Raw genomic sequence first — 17,964 nt, forward strand, 5'->3', positions numbered from 1 at the left:
CCCGCATATGGCTAGGCCGCGCTCCACTCTCCTCATCCGCCTCTACCGGATCGCCACCTGGGCGGCCACGCCGTTCGTACGCGTCCTGCTGTCGCGTCGTCTCAAGCGCGGCAAGGAAGACCCGGCGCGGCTGCGCGAGCGCTATGGCCATGCCAGCGCGCCACGCCCCAAGGGGCCGCTGGTGTGGCTGCATGGGGCGAGCGTGGGCGAGATGCTCGCGGTTCTGCCGCTGATGGACCGACTGCGCGCGCGCGGCTTCAAGGTTCTTCTCACCTCCGGCACGCTGACCTCGGCCAAGCTGGCCGCCAGCCGTCTGCCACCGGACATCGTCCACCAGTTCGTGCCGCTCGATTCACCGCTGTTCCTGCGCCGCTTTCTCAAGCACTGGCGTCCGGACCTGGTGCTGCTGGTCGAATCCGAGCTCTGGCCCAACATCCTGATCGAGGTGAATGCCCGCCGCATCCCGCTCATGCTGGTCAATGCGCGCATGTCGCCGCGGTCCTTCGCCAGCTGGCAGCGCATTTTCGGCAGCGTCGCGGCGCTGCTCGGCCGGGTGGATCTGTGCCTTGCCCAGGCGCCCGACGATGGCGAGCGGCTGACCAAGCTCGGCGCCCCGCGCGTGATTGTGACCGGCAATCTGAAATTCGATTCCCCCCCGCCGCCGGTCGACCTTGCCGCCTTCGACGTGCTGCGCGGCGCCTCGCAGGGGCGCGAAGTACTCATCGCCGCCTCGACCCATCCGGGCGAGGAAGAGATTGTCATCGAGGCGCATCAGCGGCTGGTCAAGGAACGGCCGAACCTGCTCACCATCATCGCCCCGCGCCATCCCGAGCGCGGACACGCGATCATCCAGCTGGCCAATGAGGCCGGGTGTCCTGCCGTGCTGCGCTCGGACGGCTACCTGCCCGATCGTGGCACGGCGATCTATGTCGCCGACACGATCGGCGAGCTCGGGCTGTTCTACCGGCTGGGATCGGTCGCCCTGCTCGGCGGTTCGCTGGTGCGCAAGGGCGGACAGAACCCGATCGAGCCCATCAAGCTCGACACCGCCATCCTTCATGGTCCCCATGTCACCAATTTCAGCGACCTCTATGGTGCCCTGGATGCCAGCCGGGGCGCCGCGCCGGTGACGGACGCGCGCTCGCTGGCCGCCACCGCCTTCACGCTTCTGGCGGAACGTGGCGTGCGTCAGCGTATGATCGAGGCCGGACAGACGACGATTTCGAGCTTCGGCGGCGCTCTGGAACGCACGCTCGTCGCCGTGGACCCCTATCTGGTACAGATACGGCTGGAGAGGCACTAGCGACCATGCAGGCGCCCGATTTCTGGTGGCGACGTGAGCGCAGCACGACGGCGAAGCTGCTCTCCCCGCTTGGCACCATGGTCGGGGCGCTCACGCTGGCGCGCATGCGCGGAACCGGCACCGCCGTAGGTCTTCCGGTGATCTGCATCGGCAACCCGACGGTCGGCGGCGCCGGCAAGACCCCCACCGTGATCCATCTTGCCCGGCGGCTCGCCCAGCAGGGGCGCCGCCCGGCGATCCTGACCCGCGGCTATGGCGGAAGCGAACGCGGCCCCGTGCAGGTCGATCCGGCCCGCCACCACGCCGGCGATGTCGGCGACGAGCCGCTGCTGCTGGCGCGCGCGGCCCCGACCTATGTGGCCCGCGACCGGCTGGCCGGCGCACTGACCGCCGCACAGGACACGGCGGACATCCTGCTCATGGACGACGGGTTCCAGAACCCGGCGCTGGCCAAGGAGCTCTCGATCCTGGTGGTGGATGCCGGCGTTGGGGTGGGGAACGGATTGTGCCTGCCGGCCGGACCGCTACGCGCGCCGCTCGCGCCGCAGTTCGCGCACGCCCAGGCCCTGCTCGTGCTCGGCGAGGGCGCGCCGGGCGAACGCGTCGCGCGCGACGGCTATGCCGCCGGCCTCGTGGTGCTGCGTGGCCGGCTGGCACCCGAAGCGCAGGCCGTCGCCCGGCTGTTCGGCCGGCGGGTGCTGGCCTATGCCGGCATCGGACGCCCCGCGAAGTTCTTCGAAACGCTGCGCAGCCTCGGCGTGCTGCCCGTCGTCACCCGCGACTTCCCCGATCATCATGTCTTCACGGCCGCCGAGATCGCTGAGCTTCGCCGGCAGGCGGACGCGGAGGACCTTCTCCTCGTCACCACGGAAAAGGACGCCGTGCGCCTTGCCGGCAGCCAGATGGGGCGGGAACTTCTCGCGGCGTCCGACGTGCTCCCGGTCCGCCTGTCGCTGGAGCCGCACAGCGCCAAGGCGCTCGACCGGATGCTCGCCGGCGTCACGCTCTAGAGCCGCCAGGGTATGGCAGGCCCTCAGAGCGCCTTGGCGCGCTCGGGATAGAGCCGCGCCAGCACGGCCTCGGGGGTCGCATAGGCTTCCTGGAGATCGACACTCCAGTAGCGCAGCTCATCGAGAGGAATGGACTGGCCGGTGACCGCGCACCGCACGAACGTGCCGGGACGCACGACACGGAAGTCGCCATCGAGATAGCGGACCTCGGCCTCGCCGGAAGCGGAAAATCGTTCGAAACGGTTCATCTTGTGTCGCGGAGCATGGCGCCGCCCTCCTGTGGCCGGCGATCACACCATAATGAAAGGCCCTGCCTCGCGGCAAGCCGCCCTATGGCGAATAGCGTCCGGTCGATGACATCGGACATTTCAGGTCTCGAACAAGGTGGGTTGCGCCGGCTCCTTCGGCAAGGTCCGGGAGGACTTGCGCGGCGCCCGCGCCGGTGGTGCGGGGGGCGGGGCGGCCCCTTCGCCCGCAGCCGTCGCGGAAACCCTGCCGTCGCCGAACTCGATTTCCAGCGCCTGCCCGGCCGCGACCTCGCGCGCGGCACGCACCGGCGCGCCGGAGGCATCGCGCACCAGCGCGAACCCCCGCGCCAGCACGCCCTTGTAGGACAGCGCCTGCATCAACTGCTCGAGCGCTCTGAGACGACGCGCGCGTTCTTCATGGCCACGCCGCAGCGTCGGTGCGAGACGGGCGTGAAGACCCTCCAGACGCTCGCGCCCCCGCGCCAGCGTCTGGCGATGGGCACTCGCGCTTGCCCTGAGCGCGCTGGCCAGCCGGCCCGCGACCAGATCGAAGCGTTCGCGGCGGCGTTCCACCAGCACGGCGAGGCGCTGCGGCGCCAGTCCGCCCTCGGCGCGGGTCAGCCGCAAGCGATGCGCGCCGGCATTGGCCTTGAGCGCGCGCGGCAAGCGCTGGCCGGCGACATCAAGGCGCTGGCGCGGCACGGCGAGCAGCGTGTCCGCGCTGGGCAGCAGGCGACCAAGCGCGCGCAGATCCGAGCGCCGGCGCTCCGCCCCGCGCGTGAGCCCGCCGACGAGCCGGGCATGCAGGCTTTCCACCTCGGCGATCAACTCCCCGCGCACCGGCACCGCCATTTCGGCGGCGGCGGTGGGGGTGGGGGCGCGCACATCGGCGGCGAAGTCGATCAGCGTCACGTCGGTCTCGTGGCCGACCGCCGAGATCAGGGGAATGTCGCTCTCCGCCGCCGCGCGCACCACCGCCTCGTCCGAGAAGCCGAGCAGGTCCTCCAGCGAACCCCCGCCCCGCGCGACGATCAGCACGTCCGGGCGCGGAATGGGTCCCCCCACAGGCAACGCGTTGAAGCCGCGAATCGCGGCGGCCACTTCCGGGCCGCAGGTGTCGCCCTGCACGCGCACGGGCCAGACCAGCACATGGCGCGGAAAGCGGTCGGCCAGGCGATGCAGGATATCGCGGATCACCGCCCCGGTCGGCGAGGTGACGACGCCGACAACGCGCGGCAGGAAGGGTGGCCGGCGCTTGCGCTCCGGGGCGAACAGCCCCTCAGCGGCCAGCCGCCGCTTGCGCTCTTCCAGCATCGCCATGATCGCGCCGGCCCCGGCGAATTCGAGCTGCTCGATGACGATCTGGTAGGAGGACTTGCCGGGAAAGGTGGTGATGCGGCCGATGGCGACGACTTCCAGCCCTTCCTCGGGCTTGAGCCGAAGCCTCCCGAAAACGCCTTTCCACACCACGGCATCGATCCGGGCATTGGTGTCCTTCAGGCTGAAGTAAGCGTGGCCGGAGGAGTGCGGCCCGCGATAGCCGGAAATCTCGCCCCGCACCCGCACATGGCCGAAGGCATCCTCCACGGTGCGCTTCAGCGCGCCGGAAAGCTCGGAGACGGTCCAGTCGGGCTGGTTGGAAGTCGGCGTCGCGCCGGGCAAATCGTCCATGCGCGATAATTAGTCGGATTTGGCCGGGACGGAAACCGAGAGAGCGGCGAAGTCACGCAATCGGAAGTCACGCAATCGGCTGTCGCGCTTGATCGGGCGCCGTGCCCGGCCTAGTTTGCGCGCCTTTCCAGCCAACCGCCGGCCTCATCCCATGATCGATCCCAGCCTGCCGCCGCATATGCGCCCCGACAAATCGTTCCAGGGTCTCATTCTCGCCCTGCACGCCTTCTGGGCGGACAAGGGCTGCGTCGTGCTGCAGCCCTACGACATGGAAGTCGGCGCCGGCACCTTTCATCCCGCCACCACCCTGCGTTCGCTGGGACCGCTGCCGTGGAAGGCCGCCTATGTGCAGCCCTCGCGCCGGCCGAAGGATGGGCGCTACGGCGAGAACCCCAACCGGCTTCAGCATTATTACCAGTATCAGGTGATCCTGAAGCCCTCGCCTTCCAACCTTCAGGACCTTTATCTCGGGTCGCTGGAAGCCATCGGCATCGACCTCAATCTCCACGACGTGCGCTTCGTCGAGGATGACTGGGAGAGTCCGACGCTCGGCGCCTCGGGGCTTGGCTGGGAGTGCTGGTGCGACGGCATGGAAGTCTCGCAGTTCACCTATTTCCAGTACGTGGCCGGCTTCGAGTGCTCGCCGGTCTCGGGCGAGCTGACCTACGGGCTGGAGCGCCTCGCCATGTATGTGCAGGGCGTGGAGAACGTTTACGATCTGAATTTCAACGGCCGCGAAGGTGACGAGAAGGTCACCTATGGCGACGTTTTCCTTCAGGCCGAGCAGGAATATTCCCGGCACAATTTCGAGCATGCCGACACCGACATGCTGTTCGAGCAGTTCAAGATGGCCGAGAGCGCGGCGGCGAAGTACCTCGAGGCCGGCTGGAGCGAGGACCGTACCCGCCACCTCATGGCCCAACCCGCCTATGACCAGTGCATCAAGGCCAGCCATGTCTTCAACCTGCTCGACGCGCGCGGCGTCATTTCCGTGACCGAGCGGCAAAGCTATATCCTGCGCGTGCGTGAGCTCGCCAAGGCGTGCGGCGCCGCCTGGCTGGCGACGAAAGCGGGCGGCACGCCGCCGGCGCCCTGAACCTCTCGCGGGTGGGCGGGGCTTGCCCTCACCCTCCCTTCGCGTGGCGCCGCATGCTAGAGCGGCCCGCATCCCTGACCCGAACGCCCGTGCCCCATGCCCGATCTCCTGCTCGAACTGTTCTGCGAAGAAATCCCCGCCCGCATGCAGGCGGGTGCTGCGGATTCCCTCAGGAAGCTCGTCACCGACGCGCTGGTGGAACGCGGCCTCATCTATGAGGGCGCCAAGGCGTTCGTCACACCGCGCCGCCTCGCGCTGGCCGTGCATGGCCTGCCCGCCAGCCAGCCCGACACCCACGAGGAGCGCAAGGGCCCGCGCGTGGGCGCCCCCGATGGCGCGATCCAGGGCTTCCTGAAGGCGGCCGGGCTGTCCTCCATTGAGCAGGCCACCATTGAGACCGATCCCAAGAAGGGCGATTTCTACATCGCGCGCATCCACAAGCACGGCCGTCCGACGCCGGAGGTGATCGCCGAGATCGTGCCCGCGATCATCCGCGCCTTCCCGTGGCCGAAATCGATGCGCTGGGGCGCGGATTCCGTGCGCCCCGGCACACTGCGCTGGGTGCGTCCGCTGCAGTCGATCCTGTGCACCTTCGGTCCGGAGACCGAGGAGCCGGAGGTGGTGCATTTCGAGGTCGACCAGCTGGTCTCGGGCAACACCACGCGCGGCCACCGCTTCCTTGCCCCGGGCGCGATCCGCGTCCGCCGGTTGGAAGACTGGATGGCCAAGCTGGAGACCGCCTTCGTCGTCGTCGACCGCGAACGGCGCAAGGACATCATCCTCGCCGACGCCAAGGACCTTGCGCTGGCGCAGGGACTCGAACTGGTCGAGGACGCCGGCCTGCTGGACGAGATCTGCGGGCTGGTGGAATGGCCGGTGGTGCTGATGGGCAGCTTCGACGAGAGCTTCCTCGATGTGCCCGACGAGGTGATCCGCGCCACCATCCGCGCCAACCAGAAGTGCTTCGTCCTCACCGATCCGGCCACCGGGCGCCTCGCCAACCGCTTCATTCTGGTGTCGAACCTCGAGGCCAGCGACGGCGGCGCGGCGATCATCTCCGGCAATGAGCGCGTCATCCGCGCCCGCCTGTCCGACGCCAAGTTCTTCTGGGACACCGACCGCAAGACCAACGCCACCGTGCCGCTGGAAGAGCGGCTGGCGAAGTTCGGCAACGTCACCTTCCACGAGAAGCTCGGCTCGCAGCTGGAGCGCATCCACCGCATCGCCGCGCTGGCCAGGACGCTGGCGCCCATGGTCGGCGCCGATCCGGAACTCACGGAGCGCGCCGCGCTCTATGCGAAGTCCGATCTGCGCTCCGAGGTGGTCGGCGAATTCCCCGAGGTGCAGGGCCTGATGGGCAAATACTACGCCCGGCTGGAGGGCCTGCCCGAGGAGATCGCCCTCGCGGCGGAAGAGCACTACAAGCCGCAGGGCCCCTCCGACCGCGTGCCCACCGCCCCGGTCTCGGTCGCCGTGGCGCTGGCCGACAAGCTCGACACGCTGGTCGGCTTCTGGGCCATCGACGAGAAGCCGACGGGTTCAAAGGATCCGTATGCACTCAGGCGCGCGGCGCTGGGCGTGGTGCGGCTGGTGCTGGAAAACGGGCTGCGGCTGCGGCTTGGGGAAATCGTCGAGCCGGATCTCCTCGCCTTCTTCGCCGACCGCCTGAAGGTCCATCTGCGCGATCAGGGGGCGCGGCACGATCTCGTCGACGCCGTCTTCGCGCTTCCCGGGCAGGTCGATCTCCTGCTCGTGGTGAAGCGGGTCGAGGCGCTCGGGCGCTTCCTGGCCACCGAGGACGGACGGACGCTGCTCGCCGGCTACAAGCGGGCGGCGAACATCCTGCGCATCGAGGAAAAGAAGGACGGCGTCTCCTATGAGGGCGGCGTCGATGTGGTGCTGCTGCACGAGCCGGAGGAGCGGGCGCTGGCCGAGACCATCGCCGCCCTCGGCCCCCGGATCGAGACCGCGCTGGAGGCCGAGGATTTCGAGGCCGCCATGGGTCTGATGGCCCAGCTTCGCGCCCCGGTCGACGCCTTCTTCGACAAGGTGACGGTGAACGCCGAAGACGCAGCCCTGCGCGCCAACCGCCTGCGCCTGCTCGCCGACATTCGCGGCGTCACGCGCAACATCGCCGATTTCGACCGCATCGAGGGCTGAGGGGGCGCCGGCGCGGCGCCTGTGACCCGGCTCGACTGACGCGCGATGAAACCCATGTGGCGCCGGGGGGAACCTTCTCCCGGCCCCGGCTCTTATGTGAGTACCACCACGCGGAGCGTCACATGGAAATCAACATCATCACCCTTCAGCCGATCATCGCTCTGATTGCGGGCGTCCTCATCCTGGTCATGCCACGCCTGCTCAACTTCATCGTGGCGATCTATCTCATCTTCATCGGCATCATCGGGCTTCTCGGCCATGGCGGTCTGGAACGCTTCACGTCGTGAAGGCGGATCGCCGTAGGCTGCGGCCATAAAAAATGCCCGGGCTCACACCCGGGCACATCGTCGTTTGCTCCCTCGGTGGCGAGGGGCTCAGGCCTTGTAGGCGCCGCGCACCTTGTCGACGCTCCACGGGCCGGGGCCGGCGAACACCAGATAGAAGAACACGAAGCAGTAGAGCGCCGCGAGTTCGCCCCCGTTCACGATCGGGAAGAAATCCTTCGGCGCATGCACCAGAAAATAGGCCACCGCCGTCATGCCCGAGAGGATGAACGCGGTCTCGCGGGTGAACAGCCCGATCACCAGCAACGCGCCCCCCACCAGCTCGATGATGCCGGCGATGCCCGGCATTGAGACAAGGCTGACCCCGCTCATCTGCGTGGTGGGAAAGCCAAGTATCTTGCTCGTCCCGTGCTGCATCACGAGCAGTCCGGACATGAGGCGCAGCAAGCTGAGTACATGCGGCGCGAGTCGGTTGAGAGTCGAAATCATTGTGAAGCCCCTTAGCGGCAATCGGTTCCCGGCGGAATGAAACTGCCCGAGCTTGTGCCGTGCGGCAATCATTGCCTGCTCACATTCCGGTGCGGGGCAACAATCAATGATGCGCTGCGAATGATGGATTGAATGAAAACCCTCAAACGGCTAGACCCTATTTGGGAAAGCGGTCCACGGATCGCCTCCAGTATACTCGAACCTATTGTCGGTGCTTGATATTTGCTCCCGTCGAAATTTCCATCAAATTGACGGGGCCCCAGCGCCTCACACCAACAGGGCTTCCGAAATGACGAAATGGGTCTACACCTTCGGCGACGGGACGGCGGAAGGTGCGGCGGAAATGCGCAACCTGCTCGGCGGCAAGGGCGCTAACCTCGCGGAAATGTCGAACCTTGGCCTGCCGGTACCTCCCGGCTTCACCATCTCGACCGAAGTCTGCACCTATTATTACGCCCACGGAAAGTCGTACCCCGACACGCTCAAGGCGGATGTCGAGGCGGCGCTCGCCCATGTCGGTGCGCTGAGCGGGCGCGTCTTCGGAGACCCGGTGAACCCTCTGCTGGTCTCGGTGCGCTCGGGCGCGCGCGCGTCCATGCCCGGCATGATGGACACGGTGCTGAACCTCGGCCTGAACGACGACACCGTCGAGGCCGTGGCGGCCTCTTCGGGCGATGCCCGTTTCGCCTATGACAGCTACCGCCGCTTCATCCAGATGTACTCGAACGTGGTGCTCGACTTCCCGCACCATCATTTCGAGGAGGTGCTGGACACCTTCAAGACCGACAACGGCTACATGCTCGACACCGACCTCTCCGCCGATGACTGGAAGGAGATCGTGGTCCGCTACAAGGCATTGGTGGCCCACGAGTTCGGCCGGCCGTTCCCGCAGGACCCCGCCGACCAGCTGTGGGGCGCCATCGGTGCCGTGTTCAGCTCCTGGATGAACCAGCGCGCCATCGTCTATCGCCGCCTCAACGCCATCCCCGAGAGCTGGGGTACGGCTGTGAACGTGCAGGCCATGGTGTTCGGCAATATGGGCGACACCTCGGCCACCGGCGTCGCCTTCACCCGCAACCCCTCCACCGGCGAGAACGCGCTCTATGGCGAGTTCCTGATCAACGCCCAGGGCGAAGACGTGGTGGCGGGCATCCGCACCCCGCAGAACATCACTGAGGCCGCGCGGATCGAGGCGGGTTCCGACAAGCCCTCGATGGAGACGGCGCTACCGGAGGTGTTCGCCGAGTTCAAGCGCACCGCGAGCGTGCTGGAATCGCACTATCGCGATATGCAGGACCTGGAATTCACCGTGGAGCGCGGCAAGCTTTGGATGCTGCAGACCCGTTCGGGCAAGCGCACCGCCAAGGCCTCGCTGCGCATCGCGGTGGAGCTTGCCAATGATGGCGTCATCACCCGCGAGGAAGCCATCGCCCGCGTCGATCCCACCGCGCTCGACCAGCTGCTGCACCCCATGCTCGACCCCAAGGCCGACAAGACCGTCATCGGCACCGGCCTCCCGGCCTCTCCGGGTGCCGCCTCGGGCGAGATCGTGTTCTCGGCCGACGATGCCGAGCTGCTGAAGAGCCAGGGCCGCAAGGTCATTCTGGTGCGGATCGAGACCTCGCCGGAAGACATTCACGGCATGCACGCGGCGCAGGGTATCCTCACCACGCGCGGCGGCATGACCTCGCACGCCGCCGTGGTGGCGCGCGGCATGGGCAAGCCCTGCGTCTGCGGAGCGGGCACCATCCGCGTCGATTACGCGGCCGGCACGCTCACTTCGGGCGGCGTCACGCTGAAGAAGGGCGACATCCTCACCATCGACGGGGCCACCGGCCAGGTGATCGCCGGCGCGGTGCCCACGCTTCAGCCCGAGCTGTCCGGCGAGTTCGGCACGCTGATGGGCTGGGCCGACGGCGTGCGCCGCATGAAGGTCCGCGCCAATGCGGAAACCCCGCTCGACGCCCGCACCGCGAAGAATTTCGGCGCCGAGGGCATCGGCCTGTCGCGCACCGAACACATGTTCTTCGAGGGTGACCGCATCCGCGCGGTGCGCGAGATGATCCTGGCCGACGACGAGAAGGGTCGGCGCGTCGCGCTCGCCAAGCTGCTCGCCGCCCAGCGCTCCGACTTCCAGGAGCTGTTCGAGATCATGGACGGCCTGCCGGTTACGATCCGCCTGCTCGATCCCCCGCTGCACGAGTTCCTCCCCCACACCGACGCGGAAATCGCCGAGGTGGCTGAGGGGCTCGGCGTGAGCGCGGCCAAGCTCGCCGCCCGCAAGCGCGAGTTCGACGAGTTCAACCCGATGCTCGGCTTCCGTGGCTGCCGCCTCGCGATCGCCTTCCCGGAGATCGCGGAAATGCAGGCCCGTGCCATCTTCGAGGCGGCCGTGGCGGCGGAGCGGACCACCGGAAAGCCGGTGGTGCCGGAAATCATGGTGCCGCTCATCACCGGTAAGAAGGAATTCGATCTCGTGAAGAACGACATCGATTCCATCGCCCGCGTGGTCGAGGCGGAAACCGGCGAGAAGCTGAACTACCAGGTCGGCACCATGATCGAGCTGCCGCGCGCCGCGCTGAAGGCCGGCGAGATCGCGGAGACGGCGGAGTTCTTCTCCTACGGCACCAACGACCTGACCCAGACCACCTACGGCATCTCGCGCGACGACGCGGGCACGTTCCTTGGCACCTACATCGCCAAGGGCATCTTCGAGGTCGATCCCTTCGTCTCCATCGACACCGACGGTGTGGGCGAACTGGTGCGGATCGCGACCGATCGCGGCCGGGCGGTGCGCCCCAAGCTCAAGCTCGGCATCTGCGGCGAGCATGGCGGCGACCCCGCCTCGATCGCCTTCTGCGAGGATGTGGGGCTCGACTACGTCTCCTGCTCGCCCTTCCGCGTCCCCATCGCCCGCCTCGCGGCGGCGCAGGCGGCACTGAAGGTCCAGGCCGCCAGCCAGGCGTGAGCGACACGTTCGGCGTGACATCAGAACGGCCGGGCTTTGTCCCGGCCGTTTTGCGTCTAGTGTCTCATCGGACGGGAGGTACGGCGCCATGCGGGACAATCCGGCACTGATCATCATCGATGTGCAGAAGGCCATCGACCACCCGAAATGGGCGATCCACGGCCCCCGCAACAATCCGGAGGCCGAGCAGGTCATCGCCCGCCTGCTGGACGCCTGGCGCCGCGCCGGGCGGGCCGTCTTTCACGTCCGCCACGAATCGGAAAATCCGGATTCGAGCTACCATGCCCTGGGCTCCGGCGCCCCGTTCAAGCCAGAGGCGATGCCGCGTGCGGGTGAGCCGGTGATCGTCAAGCGGGTTCACAGCGCCTTCATCGGCACCGACCTTGAGCAGCAGCTCCGCGCCGCCGGCATTTCCAGCCTCGTTGTCGCGGGCGTCATTACCAACAATTCGGTCGAGACAACGGTGCGGATGGCCGGCAATCTGGGCTTCGATGTCCGCCTCGTCGAAGATGGCTGCTTCACCTATCCCCGACTCGACTACGCCGGAAGGCTGCGCAGCGCCGAGGATGTGCACGCGCTGTCGCTCGCCAATATGAACGGGGAATATTGCACCGTCGTGCGGTCGGCGGACCTGCTTTAGGTAGAGGCGCCCGCCACTAGCCCCGCGCTGCCGCCTTCAGCCTGTACAGCGCCTCCAGCGCCTCGCGCGGGGTCATCTCGTCGGGGTCGATGCCCTCCAGCGCCGTCTTCACCGCCTGTGCCGCCGGATCGGCCTTTGCCGCGGGGGCCGCGTCCGCCGCCGGCGCACGGTTCAGCGCCGCGAAGAGCGGCAGGTCGTCGAGAATGCGCTGCGTGGGCGCCGCGCGATCGGCGTTCTCCAGCTCGGTCAGCACCGCCCGTGCCCGCGCCACCACGGCGGGCGGCAGGCCGGCGAGCTTGGCGACCTGGATGCCGTAGGAGCGGTCGGCCGCGCCCGGCACCACCTCGTGCAGGAAGATCACGTCGCCCTCCCACTCCTTCACCTTCACCGTCGCGTTGACGAGACGGGTGAGGCGCTGGGAAAGCGCGGTCAGCTCATGGAAATGGGTGGCGAACAGGCCCCGGCAACGGTTCACCTCGTGCAGGTTCTCAAGGCTCGCCCAGGCGATGGACAGGCCGTCGAACGTCGCCGTGCCGCGCCCGATCTCGTCGAGAATGACCAGCGAGCGTTCCGTCGCCTGGTTGAGAATGGCCGCGGTCTCGACCATCTCGACCATGAAGGTGGAGCGCCCGCGCGCCAGGTCGTCCGCCGCGCCGACACGCGAGAACAGCCGGTCCACCACGCCGATCCGGGCCGCCCGCGCCGGCACGAAGGCGCCGGCCTGGGCGAGAATCGCGATCAGCGCGTTCTGGCGCAGAAAGGTCGACTTACCCGCCATATTGGGGCCGGTGACCAGCCAGATGCGGCCCGACCGGGCGTTGTCGGGCGGGGAAAGCTCGCAGTCATTGGCGACGAAGGGGCCGCCATCGCGCCGCAGCGCCTGCTCGACCACGGGATGGCGCCCACCTGTGATCGAGAAGTCCAGCCCGCCATCCACCTCCGGGCGCACATGGCCCTCATCCACCGCCAGCCGGGCGAAGCCGGCGGCGACATCGATCACGGCCAGCGCCTCGGCGCAGGCGCGGATCGCATCGGCTTCAACCAGCACCGCGGCGGCCAGCGTGTCGAAGATGCCCTGCTCCAGCGCCAGAGCCCGCTCGCCGGCACTGGCGATCTTCGCCTCCAGCTCGGCCAGCTCGGTGGAGGTGAACCGCATCGCCCCGGCCATGGTCTGGCGGTGCACGAAAATCGCGTCGAAGGGCGGCTCGCGCAGCTTGTCGGCATTCTGCTGGCTGACCTCGACAAAATAGCCGAGCACCGCATTATGCCGGATCTTCAGCGATTTGACGCCGGTCTCCTCGGCGTAGCGGCGCTCCAGAGCGGCCACCACGCGCCGGCTTTCGTCGCGCATCGCCCGTGTGGCGTCCAGCTCCGCCGAATAGCCAGCACGGGTAAAGCCGCCGTCGCGGCGGTTGAGCGGAAGCTCATCGGCGAGCGCGGCGCCCAGCGTCAACGCCAGCGCCGGATCGACACCCACCAGGGCGCGCGCGGCGTTCGCCAGCTCGGCGGGGGCGGGCGAGGCACCGATCAGCTCGGCGATCGCCCCGCCTTCCGACAGACCGCGCCCGATGGCAGCGAGGTCGCGCGGGCCGGAACGGGCCAGCGCGACGCGCGACAACGCACGGGCGAGATCGGGCACGCCGGCGAGGCGTTCGCGCAGGCCGGTGCGCAACCCGCTCTCCTCGACCAGATGCTCCACCCCATCGAGCCGGGCGGCGATCCGGACCGGATCGGTCAGCGGCTCGGCAAGGCGGCGGGCAAGGAGCCGGGCGCCGGCGGCAGTCACCGTGCGATCCACCGCCGCGCACAGTGTCCCGGTCCGCTCGCCCGTGGTGGTGCGCAGGATTTCGAGATTGGTCCGGGTCGCGGGATCGATCACCATCGCGTCGGCGGCGGATTCGCGCTGGGGACGCCCCAAGGGGGGGCGGGCACCGAGCTGGGTGCGCTCGATATAGGCGACAATGGCGGCGGCGGCGGCGAGTTCGGCGCGGGTGAAGCTGCCAAAGGCATCCACCGTCGCCACCTGGAAGAAGCCGGCCAGCCGGCGCTCGGCACTGGCGCCGTCGAAGCTCTCCTTCGGCAGCGGCGTCACGGCCGGCAGGGTGCGCCAGATCGGGCGCAGCAGCGGTTCCTCGTACACGGCGTCGGCCAGCAGCAGCTCCGCCGGCTCGATGCGCGCAAGATCGGCGGCGAGGCGCACGGCATCGGTTTCCGCGACGCGGAACCCGCCGGTCGAAATGTCCGCCCAGGCCAGCGCATAGAGATAGCCGTCCTCGCCCTCGCTGCCGCGCACGCGGGCCACGGCGGCCAGCGCATTGTCGCGCCGGGCGTCGAGCAGCGCGTCCTCGGTCAGCGTTCCCGGCGTGACGAGGCGAACCACGTCGCGACGCACCACGCTCTTGGGACCGCGCTTCTTCGCCTCGGCCGGGTTCTCGGTCTGCTCGCACACCGAGACGCGGTGGCCGCAGGCGATCAGCTTGTTGAGATATTCCTCGGCGCGCTCCACCGGCACCCCGCACATCGGGATGTCCTCGCCCAGATGCTTGCCACGCTTGGTGAGCACGATGCCCAGCGCGCGCGAGGCGATCTCGGCGTCCTCGAAGAACAGCTCGTAGAAATCGCCCATGCGGTAGAACAGCAGGCTGCCCGGATTGGCGGTCTTGATCTCGATGAACTGCGCCATCATCGGCGTGACGCGCTCGGCCGCACCGTCCGTGCGGGGCGCAAGGCCGGCGGCAGCGTCGGTCGAGGCGGCCGGCGCCGCCGGGTCGGATCGGGTCTCTTTCACGCGCGCATCCATGAAACGACGCTGGCAGAGGCGCCCGCTGCGATGCAAGCGCGCGCGTCGGTTATCCCCGTCTAGAGTTCGATCCCGCGCATCCCGTCCGGGTCCATCAGCCCCATCAACCGGCCGGCGGCGGTACGGGCAAGGCGCAGCGTCACCGCGCGCCGGGTCGCGCCGGGCATGGGATGGTGCGGCGCCTCGCGCACCACGCCCGCCCCGAACTGATCGGCAATCATCACGCCCGCATCGGGGGGAAGGATATCAACCGGGAAATCCGGCCCGACGGCAAAGAACAGCCGGTCACAGTGCATCCGGTAGTCGGTCCATTTCCGGTCGGTGCGGAAGTCCACGACGGAGGACTTGATTTCGACCACCCACACCTCGCCCCGCCCGTCGAGCGCAGCGATGTCCGCGCGGCGCCCGGAGGCGAGCACGAATTCCGGCACGCCGACCAGCCCGCGCGCCGCGAGATAGCGCAGCGCGCCGCGCTGAATGGCGCGCGCGGTCTCGGACTGGCGCCCGTCCGGCGGCATGACGAAAGAGAGAGGGGAAAGACCCGTCTGATCCATCCGCGTACCCTATCCGTTCTCCCCAGCCGGTGGAAGTCGCACCGGTGCGCGCGCCGCAATCGAAAGTGAATGCGGATTGGCTTTAACAGCGGCGGGCAACTGGTCTATAGGCTCGGCCACCCCTCCCGTGATCGTCTCCATGATCGATTCTTCCCCTTCCGATGCGCCGCTCAGCCCTCCGCCCGGGCTGGCGCAGCTATTCGTCGGCTTCCTGTCGGTGACGGTGATCGCCTTCGGCGGCGTTCTGCCCATTGCCCGCCGCGCGCTGGTGGATCGCTATCGCTGGATCTCGCCGGACGAATTCACCGAGCTGATCGGGCTGGCGCAGTTTCTGCCCGGCCCGAACATCGTCAATCTGGCGATCGTCGTCGGGGGACGCTTCCGCGGACCCGCCGGCGCGGTGGCGGCCTTTCTGGGGCTGGTGCTGGCCCCGGCCGTGGGCGTGGTGCTGGCAAGCATCGCCTTCAGCCATTATGCCGACGTGCGGGCGATATCGGACATGCTGGCCGGGCTCGCCGCCGCCGCCGCCGGGCTCGTCATCGCCATGGGCCTGCGCATGGGCGAGCCGATGCTGCGCCGCCCCCGCGTGCACTCCATCGTGGTCGCGCTCGCCGCCTTCATCGCCATCGCCGTTCTCGGCCTGTCGCTGCCCGTGGTGATGCTCACGCTGGGGCCGGTCTCGGTCGGCCTCTCCTGGTGGGCCGAAAGGCGGGCGGGATGAACGATTCCAATCCGCTGTTCGCGCTCGCGATCCAGTTTCTCGCCATCTCGATCTTTGCCGTGGGCGGGGCGAATGTGGTGCTACCGGAAATCCACCGGCAGGTGGTGGATGTGGCGGGCTGGATGAACGACGTCCAGTTCGCCCAGACCTTCGCCATCGCGCAGGCCGCCCCCGGTCCAAACATGCTGGTGGTGACGCTGATCGGCTGGCACGTCGCCGGGATCTGGGGCGCGATCGTGGCGACGCTCGCCATGACCGGACCGACCTGCGTCATCGCCTATGTGGTCGGCGGCATCTGGCATCGCTTCCGCGCCGCGCGCTGGCGCCGCGTGGTTCAGGGTGCGCTGGTGCCGCTCACCATCGGGCTCATCCTGGCCAGCGGCCTGATCCTGGCCGAGGGCGCGGCGCGCAGCTATCCCACCGCCGCCTATACCCTCCTCACCGTAGCGGTGCTGCTCTTTACCCGCCTGAGCCCGCTCTGGATGCTCGCGGGCGGCGCCGTGCTCGGGGCGGCCGGGCTCATCTGACGCCTATCGAATGCCTTCCTGCTCGATCGCGCTGGCGCCCTCGCCGCGCGAGAAGGGCGGCAGTTCGGCGCCCACGAGCGGCGTGCCGCGTTCGGGTGGCCGGGCCTGGCGCTCCAGCCGGGCCACCAGTGAGAAGGCGAAGAAGAGCGCCGCGACGCCAAAGGCCACGGACCCCAGCGCCTGGCCACCGATCACCCCTTCCGCCCCGAACCAGTGCCCGCCGAGCCAGACCAGGGGAATCGTGCCGATGGTCGCGCGCGCCCAGTTGAACCCGGTCGACATCAGCGGCGCGCCAAGATTGTTGAAAGCGGCATTGGCCGTGAACAGCGCACCCTGGAACACGAAACTGCCGGCAGCGTAGAGACAGAAGAACACCACCAGCTCCTCGCCCTCCGGCGACAGCCCGAACAGGCCGGCCAGCAGGGTGCGGCCAAGCGCGAGCGCGAGCCAGATCAGCGCGACATAGCCCAGGATCAGCTTCAGGCTGTCACGAATCGACTGCCGCACCCGGTCATAGCGAAGCGCGCCGACATTCTGGCCAATCACCGGGCCGATGGCCCCGGTGAGCGCGAACAGCGGGCCGAAGGCGACGGGGATGATGCGTCCGATCACCGCCCACGCCGCCACCGCCGCGTCGCCATGGGGCGCCAGGGCGTAGGTGACGTAGGCATTGCCGACCGGGGTCGCGACATTGGTCAGGATCGCGGGCACAGCGATCGACGACAACGGGCCGACATCGGTCAAGAAATCGGACAGGCGCGGACGCTCGGCCAGCCTGTGGATCCGGATCACGGCGTAGAGGCCGTAGGCCGCCATCACGAGGCGCGAGATCACCGAGACGATCGCCGCGCCCTCGACGCCAAGCCCCAGGGCCAGAATGAGCAAAGGATCGAGCACCGCGGTGACAATCCCGCCGGACAGTGTCACCCACATGGCCCGCCGCGCATCCCCCACGCCGCGCAGAACACCGGACGTCGCCATTCCGAGGCCGAGCAGCGGCGTGGAGGGCAGCACGATCAGCAGGAACTGGCGCGCCAGATCCAGCGTGCGCCCGGAGGCGCCGAGCAGCGTCAGCATGGGTCCGAGACAGGGCAGCATGAGCGCCGCCAGCAGCACCGTGACCAGCGTCATGTAGATCATCGAGGAGGTGGAGAGCCGCCGCCCGTCCTGCGGCCGCCCGCTGCCCACCGCCCGCGCCACCAGTGCCGAGCCCGCGATCATCACCCCGATCGCGACCGAGGTGGTGAAGAACATCACCGTACCGGCATAGCCAATGGCCGCGGCAAGCTCCACCTCGCCCAATAGCGAGATGTAGAACAGGTTCAGCAGATCGACCACGAACACCGCGACCAGGCCGATGGACCCGGTGGCCGTCATCACGGCGACATGGCGCAGGGTCGAGCCCTCGACGAAACGTGGCTGCAAGACGGCGTGGGGCCGGGGGGATTTGGTGGCGGGAGCCTTCATGGTTGCGCATATGGCATCGAAACATG

15 protein-coding genes are annotated in these 17,964 nt (G+C 68.5%); 9 read left to right on the forward strand and 6 right to left on the reverse strand.

Translation table 11 applies throughout. The annotated features are described in order from the left end of the window. The first annotated feature begins 7 nt into the window (after positions 1–7). Positions 8–1,303, forward strand: a complete 1,296-nt coding sequence (locus G3A50_RS08880) for a 3-deoxy-D-manno-octulosonic acid transferase (RefSeq protein ID WP_163074898.1) — start codon at positions 8–10, stop codon at positions 1,301–1,303. Between the two features lie 5 nt (positions 1,304–1,308). Then, entirely contained in the window at positions 1,309–2,313 is a 1,005-nt protein-coding gene (gene lpxK, locus G3A50_RS08885; RefSeq protein WP_163074899.1) for a tetraacyldisaccharide 4'-kinase, read from the forward strand. Between the two features lie 23 nt (positions 2,314–2,336). On the opposite strand, the gene G3A50_RS08890 is transcribed toward lpxK, so the two are convergent. Beyond that, positions 2,337–2,561 (reverse strand): DUF2093 domain-containing protein, encoded by a 225-nt coding sequence (locus G3A50_RS08890; protein WP_163074900.1) that lies wholly within the window; start codon positions 2,559–2,561, stop codon positions 2,337–2,339. A gap of 120 nt (positions 2,562–2,681) precedes the next feature. Then, a complete protein-coding gene (gene xseA / locus G3A50_RS08895; protein ID WP_163074901.1) occupies positions 2,682–4,232 on the reverse strand; it encodes an exodeoxyribonuclease VII large subunit in 1,551 nt (516 codons plus the stop codon). Between the two features lie 151 nt (positions 4,233–4,383). On the opposite strand from xseA, the gene G3A50_RS08900 reads away from it, so the two are divergent. From G3A50_RS08900 to G3A50_RS08910, 3 genes are all read left to right on the forward strand, one after another. Then, positions 4,384–5,328, forward strand: coding sequence for a glycine--tRNA ligase subunit alpha (locus G3A50_RS08900; protein ID WP_163074902.1), 945 nt, complete (start codon positions 4,384–4,386; stop codon positions 5,326–5,328). 96 nt (positions 5,329–5,424) lie between these two features. Beyond that, the gene (gene glyS, locus G3A50_RS08905; protein WP_163074903.1) at positions 5,425–7,488 is read left to right on the forward strand and encodes a glycine--tRNA ligase subunit beta; all 2,064 of its coding nucleotides are present in this window, start codon (positions 5,425–5,427) and stop codon (positions 7,486–7,488) included. 122 nt (positions 7,489–7,610) lie between these two features. Continuing rightward, a complete protein-coding gene (locus G3A50_RS08910) occupies positions 7,611–7,775 on the forward strand; it encodes a DUF3096 domain-containing protein (RefSeq protein ID WP_163074904.1) in 165 nt (54 codons plus the stop codon). Positions 7,776–7,862: 87 nt separating this feature from the next. Here the strand turns inward: G3A50_RS08910 and G3A50_RS08915 are convergent, their stop codons facing one another. Beyond that, entirely contained in the window at positions 7,863–8,261 is a 399-nt protein-coding gene (locus G3A50_RS08915; RefSeq protein ID WP_163074905.1) for a DoxX family protein, read from the reverse strand. Positions 8,262–8,550: 289 nt separating this feature from the next. Here G3A50_RS08915 and ppdK point away from each other — a divergent pair, with 289 nt between their 5' ends. Further along, a complete protein-coding gene (ppdK, locus tag G3A50_RS08920) occupies positions 8,551–11,229 on the forward strand; it encodes a pyruvate, phosphate dikinase (protein ID WP_163074906.1) in 2,679 nt (892 codons plus the stop codon). Between the two features lie 88 nt (positions 11,230–11,317). Beyond that, positions 11,318–11,869, forward strand: a complete 552-nt coding sequence (locus G3A50_RS08925; RefSeq protein ID WP_163074907.1) for a cysteine hydrolase family protein — start codon at positions 11,318–11,320, stop codon at positions 11,867–11,869. Between the two features lie 16 nt (positions 11,870–11,885). Here the strand turns inward: G3A50_RS08925 and mutS are convergent, their stop codons facing one another. Beyond that, complete coding sequence (gene mutS, locus G3A50_RS08930) at positions 11,886–14,555, reverse strand: DNA mismatch repair protein MutS (protein ID WP_246252410.1); 2,670 nt, start codon at positions 14,553–14,555, stop codon at positions 11,886–11,888. Positions 14,556–14,728: 173 nt separating this feature from the next. Further along, a complete protein-coding gene (locus tag G3A50_RS08935) occupies positions 14,729–15,223 on the reverse strand; it encodes an MmcB family DNA repair protein (protein ID WP_163074909.1) in 495 nt (164 codons plus the stop codon). A gap of 139 nt (positions 15,224–15,362) precedes the next feature. On the opposite strand from G3A50_RS08935, the gene G3A50_RS08940 reads away from it, so the two are divergent. Both G3A50_RS08940 and G3A50_RS08945 read left to right on the forward strand, forming a co-directional pair. Continuing rightward, the gene (locus G3A50_RS08940) at positions 15,363–15,944 is read left to right on the forward strand and encodes a chromate transporter (RefSeq protein ID WP_163074910.1); all 582 of its coding nucleotides are present in this window, start codon (positions 15,363–15,365) and stop codon (positions 15,942–15,944) included. Continuing rightward, positions 15,941–16,471 carry a chromate transporter gene (locus G3A50_RS08945; protein ID WP_163074911.1) on the forward strand — a complete coding sequence of 177 codons (531 nt, stop codon included), beginning with the start codon at positions 15,941–15,943 and terminating at the stop codon, positions 16,469–16,471. The genes G3A50_RS08940 and G3A50_RS08945 overlap by 4 nt, the downstream gene beginning before the upstream one ends. Before the next feature lie 3 nt (positions 16,472–16,474). Here G3A50_RS08945 and G3A50_RS08950 read toward each other — a convergent pair whose 3' ends face one another. After that, the gene (locus G3A50_RS08950) at positions 16,475–17,896 is read right to left on the reverse strand and encodes an MATE family efflux transporter (RefSeq protein ID WP_246252279.1); all 1,422 of its coding nucleotides are present in this window, start codon (positions 17,894–17,896) and stop codon (positions 16,475–16,477) included. Positions 17,897–17,964 lie beyond the last annotated feature (68 nt).

The organism is Ancylobacter pratisalsi, from assembly GCF_010669125.1.
In the GTDB taxonomy this organism is placed as follows: Bacteria; Pseudomonadota; Alphaproteobacteria; order Rhizobiales; family Xanthobacteraceae; genus Ancylobacter; species Ancylobacter pratisalsi.